This window comes from Pseudomonas frederiksbergensis, assembly GCF_003732275.1.
GTDB lineage: Bacteria > Pseudomonadota > Gammaproteobacteria > Pseudomonadales > Pseudomonadaceae > Aquipseudomonas > Aquipseudomonas frederiksbergensis_H.
The window spans coordinates 116,887-132,758 of the sequence record NZ_MOBM01000015.1; the positions used below are offsets into that span (position 1 = coordinate 116,887).

Here is a 15,872-nt window from a genome sequence, read left to right on the forward strand (position 1 = left end):
GTCGAGCGTCAAGCGGGTGGATTGCGGTAGCAATCCGGCTTATTCGGGCCCAACGTCTTGTGATAGAGCGGTCGGCCGTCGTGACTCTGTGGTCAGCGGCGGCATTATACATAGGTAGCTGGCAATCTGCCGATGGTTCATATGCAACGTTTTTCGTCCATTGGTCTAAAGGTCGCAGGCCGGTGTGGGGCGTAGAGTCGTTCGCCGTGCTTGAGTTTGGCGCTTTTCCCTTTGCTTTCAGGCTTGTACGTCGCGAACTGTGCAGCTTTGCGGCAGATGGTCGGAACATAGGGTTTGCGCGCCGATTTAACTGGGGTACGCTCGAACGCAGCCAGATGTTCAATCCAAACAATGGAGTACAGCATGGGATACAAGAAGATTCAGGTTCCAGCCGTCGGCGACAAAATCACCGTCAACGCGGACCATTCTCTCAATGTTCCTAACAACCCGATCATCCCCTTCATTGAAGGCGATGGTATTGGCGTTGATATCAGCCCGGTCATGATCAAGGTTGTCGATGCTGCTGTTAAGAAGGCTTACGGCGGCGAGCGCAAAATTTCCTGGATGGAAGTCTACGCCGGGGAGAAAGCGACTCAGGTTTACGATCAGGACACCTGGCTGCCTCAGGAAACCCTGGACGCGGTCAAGGATTACGTGGTTTCCATCAAGGGCCCGCTGACCACGCCGGTCGGCGGCGGCATCCGCTCGCTGAACGTGGCCCTGCGTCAGCAGCTCGACCTGTATGTCTGCCTGCGTCCGGTGCGCTGGTTCGAAGGCGTACCGAGCCCGGTCAAGAAGCCAGGCGATGTCGACATGACCATCTTCCGTGAAAACTCGGAAGACATTTATGCCGGTATCGAATGGAAAGCCGGTTCGCCGGAAGCGACCAAGGTCATCAAGTTCCTTAAAGAAGAAATGGGCGTCACCAAGATCCGTTTCGACGAAAACTGCGGTATCGGCATCAAGCCGGTGTCGCTGGAAGGCACCAAGCGTCTGGCGCGCAAGGCTCTGCAGTATGTGGTCGACAATGACCGCGACTCGCTGACCATCGTGCATAAAGGCAACATCATGAAGTTCACCGAAGGTGCCTTCAAGGAATGGGCCTACGAAGTGGCCGCTGAAGAATTCGGCGCGACCCTGCTCGACGGCGGTCCGTGGATGCAGTTCAAGAACCCGAAAACCGGCAAGAACGTCATCGTCAAGGACGCCATCGCCGACGCCATGCTCCAGCAGATCCTGCTGCGCCCGGCCGAGTACGATGTGATCGCGACCCTGAACCTGAACGGCGACTACCTCTCCGACGCCCTGGCGGCCGAAGTGGGCGGTATCGGTATCGCGCCGGGTGCCAACCTGTCCGACACCGTGGCCATGTTCGAAGCGACCCACGGTACTGCGCCGAAATACGCCGGCAAGGACCAGGTCAACCCGGGTTCGTTGATCCTGTCCGCCGAGATGATGCTGCGTCACATGGGCTGGACCGAAGCGGCCGACCTGATCATCAAAGGCACCAACGGCGCGATCTCCGCGAAAACCGTGACCTATGACTTCGAACGTCTGATGGAGGGCGCGAAACTGCTGTCGTCTTCCGCGTTTGGTGATGCGTTGATCTCGCACATGTAAACCAGCTGACAAAAAAAACCGCCTTCGGGCGGTTTTTTTATGACTGGATGACGAGCTGCGTCAGCTCGACACTGTTTCTTGCCGGGTGGCAGTGGCGCTCTGTTCGTTCGGAGAGGTGGCAGATGCGATCTTTACTGCATGCAGCCCTTTGGGGCCCTGGATGATCTCAAAGCTAACAATTTGCCCGGCCTTGAGGGTTTTGTATCCGTCCATTTCAATAGCCGAATAGTGGGCAAAGAAATCGATATCCTTGCCATCCTCGTCACGACCTTCTCTGGCGTCGGTGTTAATGAAACCGAACCCCTTGGCATTGTTGAACCATTTCACCTTACCGACAGCCATACCCATATCCCTCTGCAACAGACTCCATCACTGGAGTATCATCCAGTTAATCCGCAGTCTAATCTTGCAAATAGATTGACTCCGCGGACCTTTTTTACCCACTGTGGGCTCTATTGGTTGTAACACCGATTTTCCGATAGTCAAGGTGACCGGGCAGTCGGAGTTGAAAACGTTCATAACCGCCCCCACCACTGTATTTGCACAACTGACGAACCTTTCTTTCCATGCATGCAATCAGCCAGATTCGACTAACATTCAATCAGGATCGCCCTGATTTACACGACGACGATTCCGCAGGCATTGCTGTTCAGGAGGCTAAGCCTGCTTTACAGGCGCCACCGATGTACAAGGTGGTTTTGTTCAACGATGACTACACACCGATGGATTTCGTCGTCGAAGTGCTCGAGGTGTTTTTTAACCTGAATCGCGAGCTGGCGACCAAGGTCATGCTGGCCGTCCATACAGAAGGACGGGCAGTATGTGGAGTGTTTACCCGCGACATCGCCGAGACCAAGGCCATGCAGGTCAACCAGTACGCCAGGGAAAGCCAGCATCCGCTACTCTGTGAAATCGAGAAGGACGGTTAATCGCCGACCACTTGGGTATGAGGTGAAGCTATGTTAAACCGCGAGCTCGAAGTCACCCTCAATCTTGCCTTCAAGGAGGCTCGTTCGAAGCGTCATGAATTCATGACCGTCGAGCACCTGCTGCTGGCCCTATTGGATAATGAGGCTGCCGCCACCGTTTTGCGTGCCTGCGGCGCAAACCTCGACAAACTCAAGCATGACCTGCAGGAGTTCATCGACTCCACCACGCCATTGATCCCTCTTCATGACGAGGATCGTGAAACCCAGCCAACCCTGGGCTTCCAGCGTGTACTGCAACGTGCTGTCTTTCACGTACAGAGCTCGGGCAAACGCGAAGTGACTGGCGCTAACGTGCTGGTCGCAATCTTCAGTGAGCAAGAGAGTCAGGCAGTGTTTCTGCTGAAACAGCAGAGCGTTGCGCGTATCGATGTCGTCAACTACATCGCCCATGGCATTTCCAAAGTACCGGGGCATGGCGATCACTCTGAAGGTGAGCAAGATATGCAGGACGACGAGGGCGGTGAGTCTTCTTCTTCAGGCAATCCTCTGGATGCTTATGCCAGCAACCTCAACGAACTCGCGCGCCAGGGTCGTATCGATCCGTTGGTAGGTCGTGAGCTGGAAGTCGAGCGCGTCGCGCAGATCCTCGCGCGTCGTCGCAAAAACAATCCGCTGCTGGTGGGCGAGGCAGGCGTGGGTAAAACCGCGATTGCCGAAGGCCTGGCCAAACGCATTGTCGACAACCAGGTGCCGGATCTGCTGGCCAACAGCGTGGTGTATTCCCTCGATCTGGGGGCTTTGCTGGCCGGGACCAAATACCGCGGCGATTTCGAGAAGCGCTTCAAGGCGCTGCTCAATGAGCTGAAAAAACGTCCGCAGGCGATCCTGTTCATCGACGAGATCCACACCATCATTGGTGCGGGCGCTGCGTCCGGTGGTGTCATGGATGCCTCGAACCTGCTCAAGCCATTGCTGTCTTCGGGCGACATTCGCTGCATCGGTTCGACCACGTTCCAGGAATTCCGTGGGATCTTCGAGAAGGACCGTGCTCTGGCTCGGCGTTTCCAGAAGGTCGATGTGTCGGAACCTTCGGTGGAAGACACCATTGGCATCCTGCGTGGCCTGAAAGGGCGTTTCGAAGCGCACCACAACATCGAATACAGCGATGAAGCCCTGCGCGCCGCTGCTGAACTGGCCTCGCGTTACATCAATGACCGGCACATGCCGGACAAGGCCATCGACGTCATCGACGAGGCGGGTGCCTATCAGCGTCTGCAACCGATCGAGAAGCGGGTGAAGCGCATCGAAGTGGCTCAGGTCGAGGACATCGTCGCGAAAATCGCGCGAATTCCGCCAAAGCACGTCACCAGTTCCGACAAAGAGCTGCTGCGTAACCTTGAGCGTGACCTGAAACTCACGGTATTTGGCCAGGATGCGGCGATCGACTCGCTGTCGACGGCGATCAAACTGTCCCGTGCCGGCCTCAAGTCGCCTGACAAGCCCGTCGGTTCGTTCCTGTTCGCAGGGCCGACCGGTGTCGGTAAAACCGAAGCCGCGCGGCAATTGGCCAAGGCGTTGGGAGTCGAGCTGGTTCGCTTCGACATGTCCGAGTACATGGAGCGCCACACCGTATCGCGTCTGATCGGTGCGCCTCCAGGCTATGTCGGGTTCGATCAGGGCGGTCTGCTGACCGAAGCCATCACCAAGCAGCCTCACTGCGTGCTGCTGCTCGATGAAATCGAGAAGGCGCATCCGGAAGTCTTCAACCTGCTGTTGCAGGTCATGGACCACGGTACGCTGACCGATAACAACGGGCGCAAGGCGGACTTCCGTAACGTGATCGTCATCATGACGACCAACGCCGGTGCCGAGACCGCAGCGCGTGCTTCGATCGGTTTCACCTATCAGGACCACTCGTCTGATGCGATGGAAGTGATCAAGAAGAGCTTCACGCCGGAATTCCGTAACCGTCTGGACACCATTATCCAGTTTGGTCGCCTCAGTCATGAGGTCATCAAAAGCGTGGTGGACAAGTTCCTTACCGAACTTCAGGCGCAGCTGGAAGACAAGCGTGTGCTGCTGGAGGTCACCGACGCTGCTCGCAGCTGGCTGGCAGCGGGTGGCTACGACTCGGCAATGGGCGCTCGTCCAATGGCGCGCTTGATTCAGGACAAGATCAAGCGTCCGCTGGCCGAAGAGATCCTCTTTGGCGAACTGGCCGAACATGGCGGTGTGGTACACATCGACATCAAGGACGGCGAGCTGACCTTCGAGTTCGAGACCACGGCTGAAATGGCCTGACGTTAAACCGCAACAAAGCAAAAGGCGCCGGAAGGCGCCTTTTTGCTGTCTTGAAGAACATACCAAAACCCTGTGGGAGCGAGCCTGCTCGCGAAAGCGGTGGTTCAGCTTGCATCAATGTTGAATTTGTCGACGCCATCGCGAGCAGGCTCGCTCCCACAGGGGATATGTGCAGTTTTGCAAAAGTGCATGAGGTAAAACCCACACAAACAAAAACGCCCGGCATAGCCGGGCGTCTTGTATTGACTTGATTAGCGAGCGCGGTAGGTGATGCGCCCTTTGCTCAAGTCATAGGGCGTCAGCTCGACGCGCACTTTGTCGCCGGTAAGAATACGGATGTAGTTCTTGCGCATCTTGCCGGAAATATGCGCGGTTACGACGTGCCCATTTTCCAACTCCACACGAAACATGGTGTTGGGCAGGGTGTCGACGACAGTGCCTTCCATTTCGAAGCTGTCTTCTTTCGACATGCAGTAAAGCCCTCGGTGTCCAATGAATGGCCCGGTGCAACTGCGCCAGGCAAAAGCGGCGTGCATTGTGCCCGAAAAATGGGGTTTAAGCCAAGGGGTTCTAGCTCAGGATGACCCAACGCTGATTAATCAGCAGTTCGATAGGGCGATATTGGGTCTTGTAGCTCATTTTTTTGCAGTTTTTGATCCAGTAGCCGAGATAGACCGCTTCCAGGCCCAGGCGCCGGGCTTCGGCGATCTGCCAGAGAATCGCGTAACGCCCCAGGCTGCGACGCTCCTCGCCGGGCTCGTAGAAGGTGTAGACCGCCGACAAACCGTTAGGCAGCAAGTCGGTGACGGCCACTGCCAGCAGTCGGCCTTCGAGGCGAAATTCATAGAAGCGGGAGAACGGCAGGTCACGTACCAGGAAGGTCGAAAACTGGTCGCGGCTCGGCGGATACATATCGCCATCAGCGTGACGTTGTTCGATGTAGCGCTGATAGAGGTCGAAATACTCTTCGCTGAACTTTGGCCTGGCCGGACGCACCTGCAAGTCGGCATTGCGTTTGACAATGCGTTTCTGCTGACGGTTGGGGGTAAATTGCCCCACAGGAATGCGCGCCGGTACGCACGCATTGCAATGCTGGCAATGGGGCCGGTAGAGATGATCGCCACTGCGACGAAAGCCCATTTCCGACAGATCTGCGTAGACATGCACATCCATGGGCTGGCTAGGGTCGAGGAACAGCGTCGTGGCCTGCTCCTCGGGCAGATAACTGCAAGAGTGGGGCTGAGTGGCATAGAACTTCAAACGCGCCAACTCGGTCATGATCAACCCTCGGGATAAGCTTTTGATTAGGGGCGCTCTCAATGAGTTTCCCCGCATTAAGTGTAAGCCACGCGCGCAAAAGTCGCTCAGCAAACCCAGTTGGAGCGGCCCGGTTGATCCAGGTGCCGGGCAAGGTAGCCGGCAAATTCGCGGCGGGGAATCGCTCGGGCACCCAGACTGTGCAGATGATCGGTAGGCATCTGGCAGTCGATCAGTACAAAACCTGAGTCTTTCAGGTGTCGCACCAGTGTGGCGAAGCCATATTTGGAGGCGTTGTCGGCGCGGCTGAACATCGACTCGCCAAAAAACAACTGCCCCATAGCCAGGCCGTAGAGCCCGCCGACCAGCATGTCATCGTCCCAGACCTCCACCGAGTGGGCGTAACCACGCCTGTGCAGTTCGACGTAGGCGTCCTGCATCGCTTGGGTGATCCAGGTGCCGTCAGCGTACTCGCGCGGTGCGGCGCAGGCGCGGATGACCGCGGCAAAATCCCGATCGAAGGTCACTTGATAGCGCTGTTGGCGCAGCAGTTTGTTCAAGCTGCGGGAGACATGCAGTTCGTCGGGAAACAGTACTGTGCGCGGATCCGGTGACCACCAGAGAATCGGCTGGCCCTCCGAGAACCACGGAAAGCAACCGTGGCGATAGGCTTGAATCAGACGATCGGCGGACAAATCGCCACCCGCGGCCAGCAGCCCGTTGGGGTCGCGCATGGCTTTTTCCAGCGGCGGGAAGGTCAGGGTGTTGCGTTGTAACCAAGTCAGCATGGCATCCGGGCTTGCAGAAGGGGAGGGCGGTAGCGGGCCGTTGAGCCCGCCTTGTAGGAGGTTAACCGTCAAACGGTGGGGATGTCATCGAGATACTTCTCGGCATCCAGCGCGGCCATGCAGCCGGCCCCGGCGGAGGTCACCGCCTGGCGGTAAATATGATCGGCCACATCACCGGCGGCGAACACGCCTTCGATGTCGGTGGCGGTGGCGTCACCTTCGCTGCCGCCCTTGATCAGCAGGTAGCCGTCACGCATTTTCAGCTGGCCCTGAAACAAGTCGGTGTTGGGCTTGTGGCCGATGGCGATGAAGACGCCGGCCAGCGGCAATTCATTGGTTTCGCCCGTATGACTGTGCCGCAGGCGGGCACCGGTCACGCCGCTGGCATCGCCCAGCACTTCGTCCAGATTCTGGTTCCAGTGCAGGCGGATATTGCCGTTGGCGGCTTTTTCGAAGAGCTTGTCCTGGAGGATCTTCTCCGAGCGCAGTTTGTCGCGACGGTGAATCAGGTGGACTTCCTTGGCGATGTTCGACAGGTACAGCGCTTCTTCAACGGCCGTGTTACCTCCGCCGACCACCGCGACCACCTGGTTGCGGTAGAAGAAGCCATCACAGGTGGCGCAGGCCGAAACCCCTTTGCCGGCAAAGGCTTCTTCCGATGGCAGCCCCAGGTATTGGGCCGAAGCGCCGGTGGCGATAATCAGCGCATCGCAGGTGTAGGTGCCGCTATCGCCGATGAGCTCGAACGGGCGCTGTTGCAACTTGGCCGTATGGATGTGGTCGTAAACGATCTCGGTGTCGAAGCGTTCGGCGTGTTTTTGCATGCGTTCCATCAGTACCGGGCCGGTCAGGCCTTCGACGTCGCCGGGCCAGTTGTCGACTTCGACGGTGGTGGTCAGCTGGCCACCTGCCTGTATGCCGGTGATGACAACGGGTTTGAGGTTGGCGCGAGCGGCATAAACGGCTGCGCTGTAACCGGCAGGGCCGGAACCCAGAATGATCAGGCGGGAATGCTTCGCTTCAGTCATAAAAACACCTCATAAGCCTTTGTCACAAAAGAGAATGCATGCTCAAATTGGACCGCGCGTACTGTGCTGTTGGCTATGCTGCACCCAAGGGGCTCAAGCATGGCATCGGGTGAACAAACCCGTACAATGCTCGCTTGTAACAGTGTTTGTATCAAAAAAGCGGTGCGTGCCGTATTTCGAAAAACCGGGGCGCAGTGTTAAAAGTAGTCCCAGTTGCGCCTGTTAACTTTTTTACCTGCCTGGATTGGGCAGTTTTTATAGTCATTCAACAGATGGACGCGCCATGGGCGCAGGAAAAGAAGCGTTTTGAAGAAATCCACCGCAGCACCTAAAACAGTCGTCCCGCTCTGGCGCCAGCAATTGCACTACCGGCTCAAGGAAGGTGCATTGATCGCCATCGGCGCCTTGTGCCTGTTCCTGATGATGGCTTTGTTGACCTACGGCAAAGACGATCCGGGCTGGAGCCACAACAGCAAGATCGACGATGTGCAGAACTTCGGCGGGCCTGCCGGCTCTTACAGCGCCGACATCCTGTTCATGGTCCTGGGTTACTTCGCCTACATTTTCCCGTTGCTGCTGGCGATCAAGGCGTATCAGATCTTCCGCCAGCGCCACGAGCCGTGGCAGTGGAGCGGCTGGCTGTTCTCCTGGCGCCTGATCGGCCTGGTATTCCTGGTGCTGTCAGGTGCAGCGCTGGCCCACATCCATTTCCATGCGGCGACCGGTCTGCCGGCCGGCGCAGGTGGCGCTTTGGGCGAAAGCCTCGGCGATCTGGCCAAAAACGCACTGAACATCCAGGGCAGCACGCTGTTGTTCATCGCGCTGTTCCTGTTCGGCCTGACAGTGTTCACCGACCTGTCGTGGTTCAAGGTGATGGACGTCACCGGCAAGATCACCCTCGATCTGTTCGAACTGTTCCAAGGCGCGGCCAATCGCTGGTGGGCGGCCCGTATGGAACGCAAGCAACTGGTCGCCCAACTGCGTGAAGTCGACGATCGCGTGCATGACGTGGTCGCGCCGACCGTCACCGACAAACGCGAGCAGGCCAAGGTCAAGGAGCGCCTGATCGAGCGCGAGCAGGCCCTGAGCAAGCACATGTCCGAGCGCGAGAAACAGGTACCGCCGGTGATTGCCCCGGCTCCGCCCAAACCCGCAGCGCCCAGCAAGCGCGTGGAAAAAGAGAAACAGGCGCCGTTGTTCGTCGACAGCGCGGTGGAAGGCACCTTGCCGCCGATCTCGATTCTCGACCCTGCGGAAAAGAAACAACTCAACTATTCACCTGAATCCCTGGCGGCCGTCGGCCACTTGCTGGAAATCAAGCTCAAGGAATTCGGCGTCGAAGTCTCGGTGGATTCGATTCACCCGGGCCCGGTAATTACCCGTTACGAAATCCAGCCAGCAGCCGGGGTCAAAGTCAGCCGCATCTCCAATCTGGCGAAAGACCTGGCCCGTTCGCTGGCCGTGACCAGTGTGCGTGTCGTGGAAGTGATTCCGGGCAAGACCACCGTCGGTATCGAAATCCCTAACGAAGACCGGCAGATCGTGCGGTTCTCCGAGGTCTTGTCGACCCCCGAGTACGATAACTTCAAGTCCCCGGTCACCCTGGCCCTGGGTCATGATATCGGCGGCAAACCGGTCATCACCGACCTGGCGAAAATGCCGCACTTGCTGGTGGCCGGTACGACCGGTTCCGGTAAGTCGGTGGGTGTGAACGCGATGATCCTGTCGATTCTGTTCAAGTCTGGCCCGGAAGACGCCAAATTGATCATGATCGACCCGAAAATGCTCGAGCTGTCGATCTACGAAGGCATTCCGCACCTGCTGTGCCCGGTGGTCACCGACATGAAGGACGCCGCCAACGCCTTGCGCTGGAGCGTCGCCGAGATGGAACGGCGCTACAAACTGATGGCGAAGATGGGCGTGCGTAACCTGTCGGGCTTCAACGCCAAGGTCAAGGAAGCCCAGGACGCCGGCGAGCCGTTGAGCGATCCGCTGTACAAGCGCGAAAGCATCCACGACGAGGCACCCCTGCTGCAAAAACTGCCGACCATCGTCGTGGTCGTCGACGAATTCGCCGACATGATGATGATCGTCGGCAAGAAGGTTGAAGAGCTGATCGCCCGTATCGCCCAGAAGGCCCGTGCGGCCGGCATCCACTTGATCCTCGCGACCCAGCGGCCGTCGGTGGACGTGATCACCGGTCTGATCAAGGCGAACATTCCGACCCGTATGGCGTTCCAGGTATCGAGCAAGATCGATTCGCGGACCATCATCGACCAGGGTGGCGCCGAACAACTGCTGGGTCACGGTGATATGTTGTACATGCCGCCGGGCACCAGTCTGCCGATTCGTGTTCACGGCGCGTTCGTGTCCGACGACGAGGTTCACCGCGTGGTTGAAGCCTGGAAACTGCGCGGCGCCCCGGAATACAACGATGACATCCTCGCCGGTGTCGAAGAGGCCGGTAGCGGCTTTGAAAACGGCGGCGGTGGCGGTGACGATGATGCCGAAACCGATGCGCTTTACGACGAGGCGGTGCAGTTCGTACTGGAAAGCCGTCGCGCGTCCATCTCCGCGGTTCAGCGCAAGCTGAAAATCGGCTACAACCGCGCGGCGCGCATGATCGAAGCCATGGAGATGGCTGGGGTCGTGACGTCCATGAACACCAACGGTTCGCGTGAAGTCCTGGCCCCTGGCCCGGTGCGCGACTGATCCGGTTTTGAAAGGGGCGGTGTCTTGAGACGCCGCCCGCACTCCCACGAATGTTTATGAGGACTCCCATGCGTCTTATCCGCATGCTGTTGCTGCCGGTACTGGCTTTGACCACGCTCTCGGCCCACGCCGATGACAAGGACGTGGCGCGTCTGACTCAACTGCTGGAAAAATCCCAGACCCTGACCGCGCGTTTCTCCCAGCTGACCCTCGATGGCAGCGGCACCCAGTTGCAGGAAACCGCGGGTGAAATGTCCTTGCAGCGTCCTGGCTTGTTTTACTGGCACACCAACGCGCCGGCCGAACAAACGATGGTCTCCGACGGCAAGAAGGTGACGTTGTGGGATCCGGACCTTGAGCAGGCCACCATCAAGAACCTTGATCAGCGCCTGACCCAGACCCCGGCATTGCTGCTGTCGGGTGACGTGTCCAAGATCAGCCAGAGCTTCGACATCAGCGCCAAGGAAGCCGGTGGCGTGATCGACTTCACCTTGAAGCCGAAAACCAAAGACACCCTGTTCGACAGCCTGCGCCTGTCGTTCCGCAACGGTCTGGTCAATGACATGCAGATGATCGACAGTGTCGGTCAGCGCACCAATATCCTGTTTACTGGCGTGAAGGCCAACGAGCCGATTCCTGCGTCCAAATTCAAGTTCGACATCCCAAAGGGTGCCGACGTGATCCAGGAATAAAACGCATAACCTGTGGGAGCGAGCCTGCTCGCGATAGCGTCGGGTCAGTCAACAGTGATGTTGAATGTAATGCCGCCATCGCAAGCAGGCTCGCTCCCACAGGGATCAGCGATGTTCAAATTATTGACTGATAGGCAGTGAGGTTTCGCAAGTAGTGATGGACCTGTTTCGCAGCGCCCCGATTGCTCAGCCTTTGGCCGCCCGCCTGCGCGCGACCAATCTGGACGAGTACGTCGGTCAGGAACACCTGCTCGCTCGCGGCAAGCCTTTGCGCGAAGCGCTGGAGCAGGGTGCCCTGCATTCGATGATTTTCTGGGGACCGCCGGGGGTGGGTAAAACCACCTTGGCGCGGCTGCTCGCGGAAGTCTCCGATGCGCACTTCGAAACGGTTTCGGCGGTACTGGCCGGCGTAAAGGAAATCCGCCAGGCGGTGGAAGTCGCCAAACAACAGGCCGGGCAGTACGGTAAACGCACCATCCTGTTCGTCGATGAAGTGCATCGCTTCAACAAGTCCCAGCAGGATGCGTTCCTGCCGTACGTTGAAGACGGCACGCTGATTTTCATCGGCGCAACCACCGAAAACCCCTCGTTCGAACTCAATAACGCGCTCCTGTCCCGGGCGCGCGTCTATGTGCTCAAAAGCCTCGACGAAGCGGCCCTGCGCAAGCTGGTGCATCGCGCATTGACCGAAGAACGTGGGTTGGGCAAGCGGCAACTGACCCTCAGCGATGAAGGTTTCCAGATGCTGTTGTCCGCCGCCGATGGCGATGGCCGACGTCTGCTCAATCTGCTGGAAAACGCCTCGGACCTGGCCGAAGACAACAGTGAGATCGGCGTCGATCTGTTGCAAAGTCTGCTTGGTGATACCCGTCGACGCTTCGACAAGGGCGGCGAAGCCTTCTACGACCAGATCTCCGCGCTGCATAAATCGGTGCGCGGTTCCAATCCCGATGGCGCACTGTATTGGTTCGCGCGGATGATCGACGGCGGTTGCGACCCGCTGTACCTGGCCCGGCGCGTGGTGCGCATGGCCAGCGAAGACATCGGCAACGCCGACCCTCGTGCCCTGAGCCTGTGCCTGGCGGCGTGGGAAGTGCAGGAGCGCCTCGGCAGCCCCGAAGGTGAATTGGCGGTGGCCCAGGCCATTACCTATCTGGCCTGCGCGCCGAAAAGCAATGCGGTGTACATGGGCTTCAAAGCCGCGATGCGCAGCGCCACCGAGCACGGTTCGCTCGAAGTGCCGCTGCACTTGCGCAATGCGCCGACCAAGTTGATGAAGCAGTTGGGTTATGGCGACGAATACCGTTATGCCCACGATGAGCCGGATGCCTACGCCGCTGGCGAAGACTACTTCCCGGACGAGCTCGAACCGCAACGGTTTTATCAACCCGTGCCCCGCGGCCTGGAGCTGAAGATCGGCGAAAAGCTTAACCACCTCGCGCAGCTTGATCGCCTAAGCCCACGGCAACGGAGAAAATAGTGATTCCATTGATCGTTACCGTTTCTGTCGGCGGTGTCGCCGGTACGCTATTGCGCTTCGCCACCGGTAACTGGATCAACGCGAATTGGCCACGGCACTTCTATACCGCGACGCTGGCCGTTAATATCGTGGGCTGTTTGCTGATCGGCGTTCTATACGGTCTGTTTTTGAGTCGCCCGGAGGTACCGTTTGAGGTGCGAGCCGGGTTGATGGTCGGCTTCCTTGGGGGGCTGACAACTTTTTCATCCTTTTCACTGGATACGGTGCGCCTGCTGGAAACCGGGCAAGTGCCGCTGGCCCTGGGCTATGCGGCCATCAGCGTATTCGGCGGGCTGCTCGCCACCTGGGCTGGCCTGTCCCTGACCAAACTTTGATAACGAGAAACCGACATGCTCGATTCCAAACTGTTACGTAGCAACCTGCAGGACGTAGCGGACCGCCTGGCATCCCGTGGCTACACGCTGGATGTTGCGCGCATCGAAGCGCTGGAAGAACAGCGCAAGACCGTCCAGACCCGTACCGAGGCACTGCAGGCTGAACGTAACGCGCGCTCCAAGTCCATCGGTCAGGCCAAGCAGCGCGGCGAAGACATCGCGCCGTTGATGGCGGACGTCGAGCGCATGGCGGGTGAGTTGAGCGCCGGTAAAGTCGAGCTGGACGCGATCCAGACCGAGCTGGATTCGATCCTGCTGGGCATCCCGAACCTGCCGCACGAATCGGTGCCGGTCGGCGATGACGAAGAAGGCAACGTTGAAGTGCGCCGCTGGGGCACGCCTAAGGCCTTCGATTTCCCGGTTCAGGACCACGTGGCCCTGGGTGAGAAGTTCGGCTGGCTGGACTTCGAAACCGCCGCCAAGCTGTCCGGGGCCCGTTTCGCCCTGCTGCGCGGCCCGATCGCCCGTCTGCACCGTGCGCTGGCACAGTTCATGATCAACCTGCACATCAACGAACACGGTTACGAAGAGGCTTACACCCCGTACCTGGTGCAGGCGCCAGCGTTGCAGGGCACCGGTCAGCTGCCGAAGTTCGAAGAAGACCTGTTCAAGATCAGCCGCGAAGGCGAAGCCGATCTGTACCTGATCCCGACCGCTGAAGTGTCGCTGACCAACATCGTTGCTGGCGAGATCGTCGATTCGAAACTGCTGCCGATCAAGTTCGTGGCGCACACGCCGTGCTTCCGCAGCGAGGCCGGTGCATCAGGTCGCGACACTCGCGGCATGATCCGTCAGCACCAGTTCGACAAGGTCGAGATGGTCCAGATCGTTGAGCCATCAACCTCGATGGAAGCGCTGGAAGGCCTGACTGCCAACGCCGAGAAAGTCCTGCAACTGCTGGAGCTGCCGTATCGCACCCTGGCGCTGTGCACGGGCGACATGGGCTTCAGCGCGGTCAAGACCTACGATCTGGAAGTGTGGATTCCGAGCCAGGACAAATACCGCGAGATTTCGTCGTGCTCCAACTGCGGCGATTTCCAGGCCCGCCGCATGCAAGCGCGTTTCCGCAACCCGGAAACCGGCAAGCCTGAGCTGGTTCACACCCTGAACGGTTCCGGCCTGGCGGTCGGTCGTACCCTGGTGGCGGTGCTTGAGAACTACCAGCAGGCCGACGGTTCGATCCGTGTGCCTGAGGTGCTCAAGCCGTACATGGGTGGCCTTGAGGTCATCGGCTAAATGGACTATCTGCCGCTGTTTCATAACCTTCGCGGCAGTCGTGTATTGGTCGTCGGCGGAGGGGAGATTGCCTTGCGCAAATCCCGCCTGCTGGCCGAAGCCGGTGCGCTGCTGCGGGTGGTTGCGCCTGAAATCGAACCGCAACTGCGCGAGCTAGTGGTCGGCAGCGGTGGTGAGTGCCTGGTGCGTGGCTACGCAGAAACGGACCTGGACGGTTGCGGGCTGATTATCGCCGCCACCGACGACGAACCGCTGAACGCGCAAGTCTCCGCCGATGCCCATCGGCGTTGCGTGCCGGTCAACGTGGTGGACGCGCCGGCGCTGTGCAGCGTGATTTTTCCCGCGATTGTCGACCGTTCTCCGTTGATCATCGCTGTGTCCAGCGGCGGCGATGCGCCGGTGCTGGCGCGGTTGATTCGCGCCAAGCTGGAAACCTGGATTCCTTCTACCTACGGTCAACTGGCCGGTCTGGCAGCGCGTTTCCGTACTCAGGTCAAAAGCCTGTTTCCGGATGTGCAGCAGCGTCGGGCGTTCTGGGAAGATGTATTCCAGGGCCCGATTGCCGACCGGCAACTGGCCGGGCAGGGCGCCGAGGCCGAGCGCTTGATGCTGGCAAAGATCAATGGTGAAGCGCCTGTAGCCACTGGCGAAGTCTATTTGGTAGGTGCAGGGCCGGGTGATCCCGATCTGCTGACCTTCCGCGCCTTGCGTCTGATGCAGCAAGCCGATGTGGTGCTGTATGACCGTCTGGTGGCGCCGGCGATTCTGGATTTGTGCCGTCGCGATGCCGAGCGGATCTACGTCGGCAAGCGCCGCGCCGATCACGCCGTGCCTCAGGAACAGATCAACCAGCATCTGGTGGATCTGGCCAAGGCCGGCAAGCGCGTGGTGCGCTTGAAGGGCGGCGATCCGTTTATCTTCGGGCGCGGCGGTGAAGAGATCGAAGAACTGGCGGCCCATGGCATTCCGTTCCAGGTTGTTCCGGGCATTACTGCAGCCAGCGGTTGCGCGGCATATGCCGGGATTCCGCTGACTCACCGCGATTACGCGCAGTCGGTGCGGTTCGTCACCGGGCACCTCAAGGACGGTTCCACCGATTTGCCGTGGGCCGACTTGGTCGCGCCGGCGCAAACCCTGGTGTTTTACATGGGGCTGGTGGGCTTGCCGATCATCTGCGAACAGTTGATCAAACACGGTCGCGCGGCCGATACCCCGGCGGCGTTGATCCAGCAGGGCACCACGGTCAATCAACGGGTGTTTACCGGCACCCTGGCCGACCTTCCACGGCTGGTGGCGGAGCATGAAGTGCATGCGCCGACGCTGGTGATTGTTGGGGAAGTGGTGCAGTTGCGCGAGAAACTGGCATGGTTTGAGGGTGCTCAGGCGCAGGTCTGA

14 protein-coding genes are annotated in these 15,872 nt (G+C 59.1%); 9 read left to right on the forward strand and 5 right to left on the reverse strand.

Annotated elements, in window-relative coordinates; all coding sequences use genetic code 11:
- The first annotated feature begins 363 nt into the window (after positions 1 to 363).
- Positions 364 to 1,620: an NADP-dependent isocitrate dehydrogenase gene (gene icd, locus BK662_RS12735; protein ID WP_123358348.1), complete on the forward strand. Its 1,257-nt coding sequence runs from the start codon at positions 364 to 366 to the stop codon at positions 1,618 to 1,620.
- Positions 1,621 to 1,680: 60 nt separating this feature from the next.
- On the opposite strand, the gene BK662_RS12740 is transcribed toward icd, so the two are convergent.
- Entirely contained in the window at positions 1,681 to 1,962 is a 282-nt protein-coding gene (locus BK662_RS12740; RefSeq protein ID WP_123358425.1) for a cold shock domain-containing protein, read from the reverse strand.
- 224 nt (positions 1,963 to 2,186) lie between these two features.
- Here BK662_RS12740 and clpS point away from each other — a divergent pair, with 224 nt between their 5' ends.
- Together clpS and clpA are read left to right on the forward strand one after the other, a co-directional pair.
- Positions 2,187 to 2,549, forward strand: coding sequence for an ATP-dependent Clp protease adapter ClpS (gene clpS, locus BK662_RS12745; RefSeq protein ID WP_015094394.1), 363 nt, complete (start codon positions 2,187 to 2,189; stop codon positions 2,547 to 2,549).
- Positions 2,550 to 2,579: 30 nt separating this feature from the next.
- Entirely contained in the window at positions 2,580 to 4,850 is a 2,271-nt protein-coding gene (gene clpA, locus BK662_RS12750; RefSeq protein WP_052967012.1) for an ATP-dependent Clp protease ATP-binding subunit ClpA, read from the forward strand.
- A 251-nt stretch (positions 4,851 to 5,101) separates the two neighbouring features.
- Here the strand turns inward: clpA and infA are convergent, their stop codons facing one another.
- The 4 genes from infA to trxB all read right to left on the reverse strand — a co-directional run bounded on the left by infA (position 5,102) and on the right by trxB (position 7,923).
- Positions 5,102 to 5,320 (reverse strand): translation initiation factor IF-1, encoded by a 219-nt coding sequence (gene infA / locus BK662_RS12755; protein ID WP_002553999.1) that lies wholly within the window; start codon positions 5,318 to 5,320, stop codon positions 5,102 to 5,104.
- 100 nt (positions 5,321 to 5,420) lie between these two features.
- On the reverse strand, positions 5,421 to 6,128 hold the full coding sequence (locus tag BK662_RS12760) for an arginyltransferase (protein ID WP_123358349.1): 708 nt from the start codon (positions 6,126 to 6,128) through the stop codon (positions 5,421 to 5,423).
- Between the two features lie 86 nt (positions 6,129 to 6,214).
- Positions 6,215 to 6,895, reverse strand: a complete 681-nt coding sequence (gene aat / locus BK662_RS12765) for a leucyl/phenylalanyl-tRNA--protein transferase (RefSeq protein WP_123358350.1) — start codon at positions 6,893 to 6,895, stop codon at positions 6,215 to 6,217.
- Between the two features lie 68 nt (positions 6,896 to 6,963).
- Positions 6,964 to 7,923 carry a thioredoxin-disulfide reductase gene (gene trxB / locus BK662_RS12770; RefSeq protein WP_123358351.1) on the reverse strand — a complete coding sequence of 320 codons (960 nt, stop codon included), beginning with the start codon at positions 7,921 to 7,923 and terminating at the stop codon, positions 6,964 to 6,966.
- 306 nt (positions 7,924 to 8,229) lie between these two features.
- Here trxB and BK662_RS12775 point away from each other — a divergent pair, with 306 nt between their 5' ends.
- From BK662_RS12775 to cysG, 6 genes are all read left to right on the forward strand, one after another.
- Positions 8,230 to 10,635, forward strand: a complete 2,406-nt coding sequence (locus BK662_RS12775) for a DNA translocase FtsK (protein ID WP_123358352.1) — start codon at positions 8,230 to 8,232, stop codon at positions 10,633 to 10,635.
- A 68-nt stretch (positions 10,636 to 10,703) separates the two neighbouring features.
- On the forward strand, positions 10,704 to 11,327 hold the full coding sequence (gene lolA, locus BK662_RS12780) for an outer membrane lipoprotein periplasmic chaperone LolA (RefSeq protein WP_008154853.1): 624 nt from the start codon (positions 10,704 to 10,706) through the stop codon (positions 11,325 to 11,327).
- A 157-nt stretch (positions 11,328 to 11,484) separates the two neighbouring features.
- Complete coding sequence (locus tag BK662_RS12785; RefSeq protein ID WP_008008559.1) at positions 11,485 to 12,807, forward strand: replication-associated recombination protein A; 1,323 nt, start codon at positions 11,485 to 11,487, stop codon at positions 12,805 to 12,807.
- Complete coding sequence (gene crcB / locus BK662_RS12790) at positions 12,807 to 13,181, forward strand: fluoride efflux transporter CrcB (RefSeq protein WP_123358353.1); 375 nt, start codon at positions 12,807 to 12,809, stop codon at positions 13,179 to 13,181. Before BK662_RS12785 ends, crcB begins: the two co-directional genes overlap by 1 nt.
- 15 nt (positions 13,182 to 13,196) lie before the next feature.
- The gene (gene serS, locus BK662_RS12795; protein ID WP_050682726.1) at positions 13,197 to 14,477 is read left to right on the forward strand and encodes a serine--tRNA ligase; all 1,281 of its coding nucleotides are present in this window, start codon (positions 13,197 to 13,199) and stop codon (positions 14,475 to 14,477) included.
- Positions 14,478 to 15,872, forward strand: a complete 1,395-nt coding sequence (cysG, locus tag BK662_RS12800) for a siroheme synthase CysG (RefSeq protein ID WP_123358354.1) — start codon at positions 14,478 to 14,480, stop codon at positions 15,870 to 15,872.

Excerpts from the sequence above, each read along its gene's own strand:
- icd (WP_123358348.1), top strand. The coding sequence starts at position 364 with ATGGGATACAAGAAGATTCAGGTTCCAGCCGTCGGCGACAAAATCACC.
- BK662_RS12740 (WP_123358425.1), bottom strand. The coding sequence starts at position 1,962 with ATGGCTGTCGGTAAGGTGAAATGGTTCAACAATGCCAAGGGGTTCGGT.
- clpS (WP_015094394.1), top strand. The coding sequence starts at position 2,187 with ATGCATGCAATCAGCCAGATTCGACTAACATTCAATCAGGATCGCCCT.
- clpA (WP_052967012.1), top strand. The coding sequence starts at position 2,580 with ATGTTAAACCGCGAGCTCGAAGTCACCCTCAATCTTGCCTTCAAGGAG.
- infA (WP_002553999.1), bottom strand. The coding sequence starts at position 5,320 with ATGTCGAAAGAAGACAGCTTCGAAATGGAAGGCACTGTCGTCGACACC.
- BK662_RS12760 (WP_123358349.1), bottom strand. The coding sequence starts at position 6,128 with ATGACCGAGTTGGCGCGTTTGAAGTTCTATGCCACTCAGCCCCACTCT.
- aat (WP_123358350.1), bottom strand. The coding sequence starts at position 6,895 with ATGCTGACTTGGTTACAACGCAACACCCTGACCTTCCCGCCGCTGGAA.
- trxB (WP_123358351.1), bottom strand. The coding sequence starts at position 7,923 with ATGACTGAAGCGAAGCATTCCCGCCTGATCATTCTGGGTTCCGGCCCT.
- lolA (WP_008154853.1), top strand. The coding sequence starts at position 10,704 with ATGCGTCTTATCCGCATGCTGTTGCTGCCGGTACTGGCTTTGACCACG.
- BK662_RS12785 (WP_008008559.1), top strand. The coding sequence starts at position 11,485 with ATGGACCTGTTTCGCAGCGCCCCGATTGCTCAGCCTTTGGCCGCCCGC.
- serS (WP_050682726.1), top strand. The coding sequence starts at position 13,197 with ATGCTCGATTCCAAACTGTTACGTAGCAACCTGCAGGACGTAGCGGAC.
- cysG (WP_123358354.1), top strand. The coding sequence starts at position 14,478 with ATGGACTATCTGCCGCTGTTTCATAACCTTCGCGGCAGTCGTGTATTG.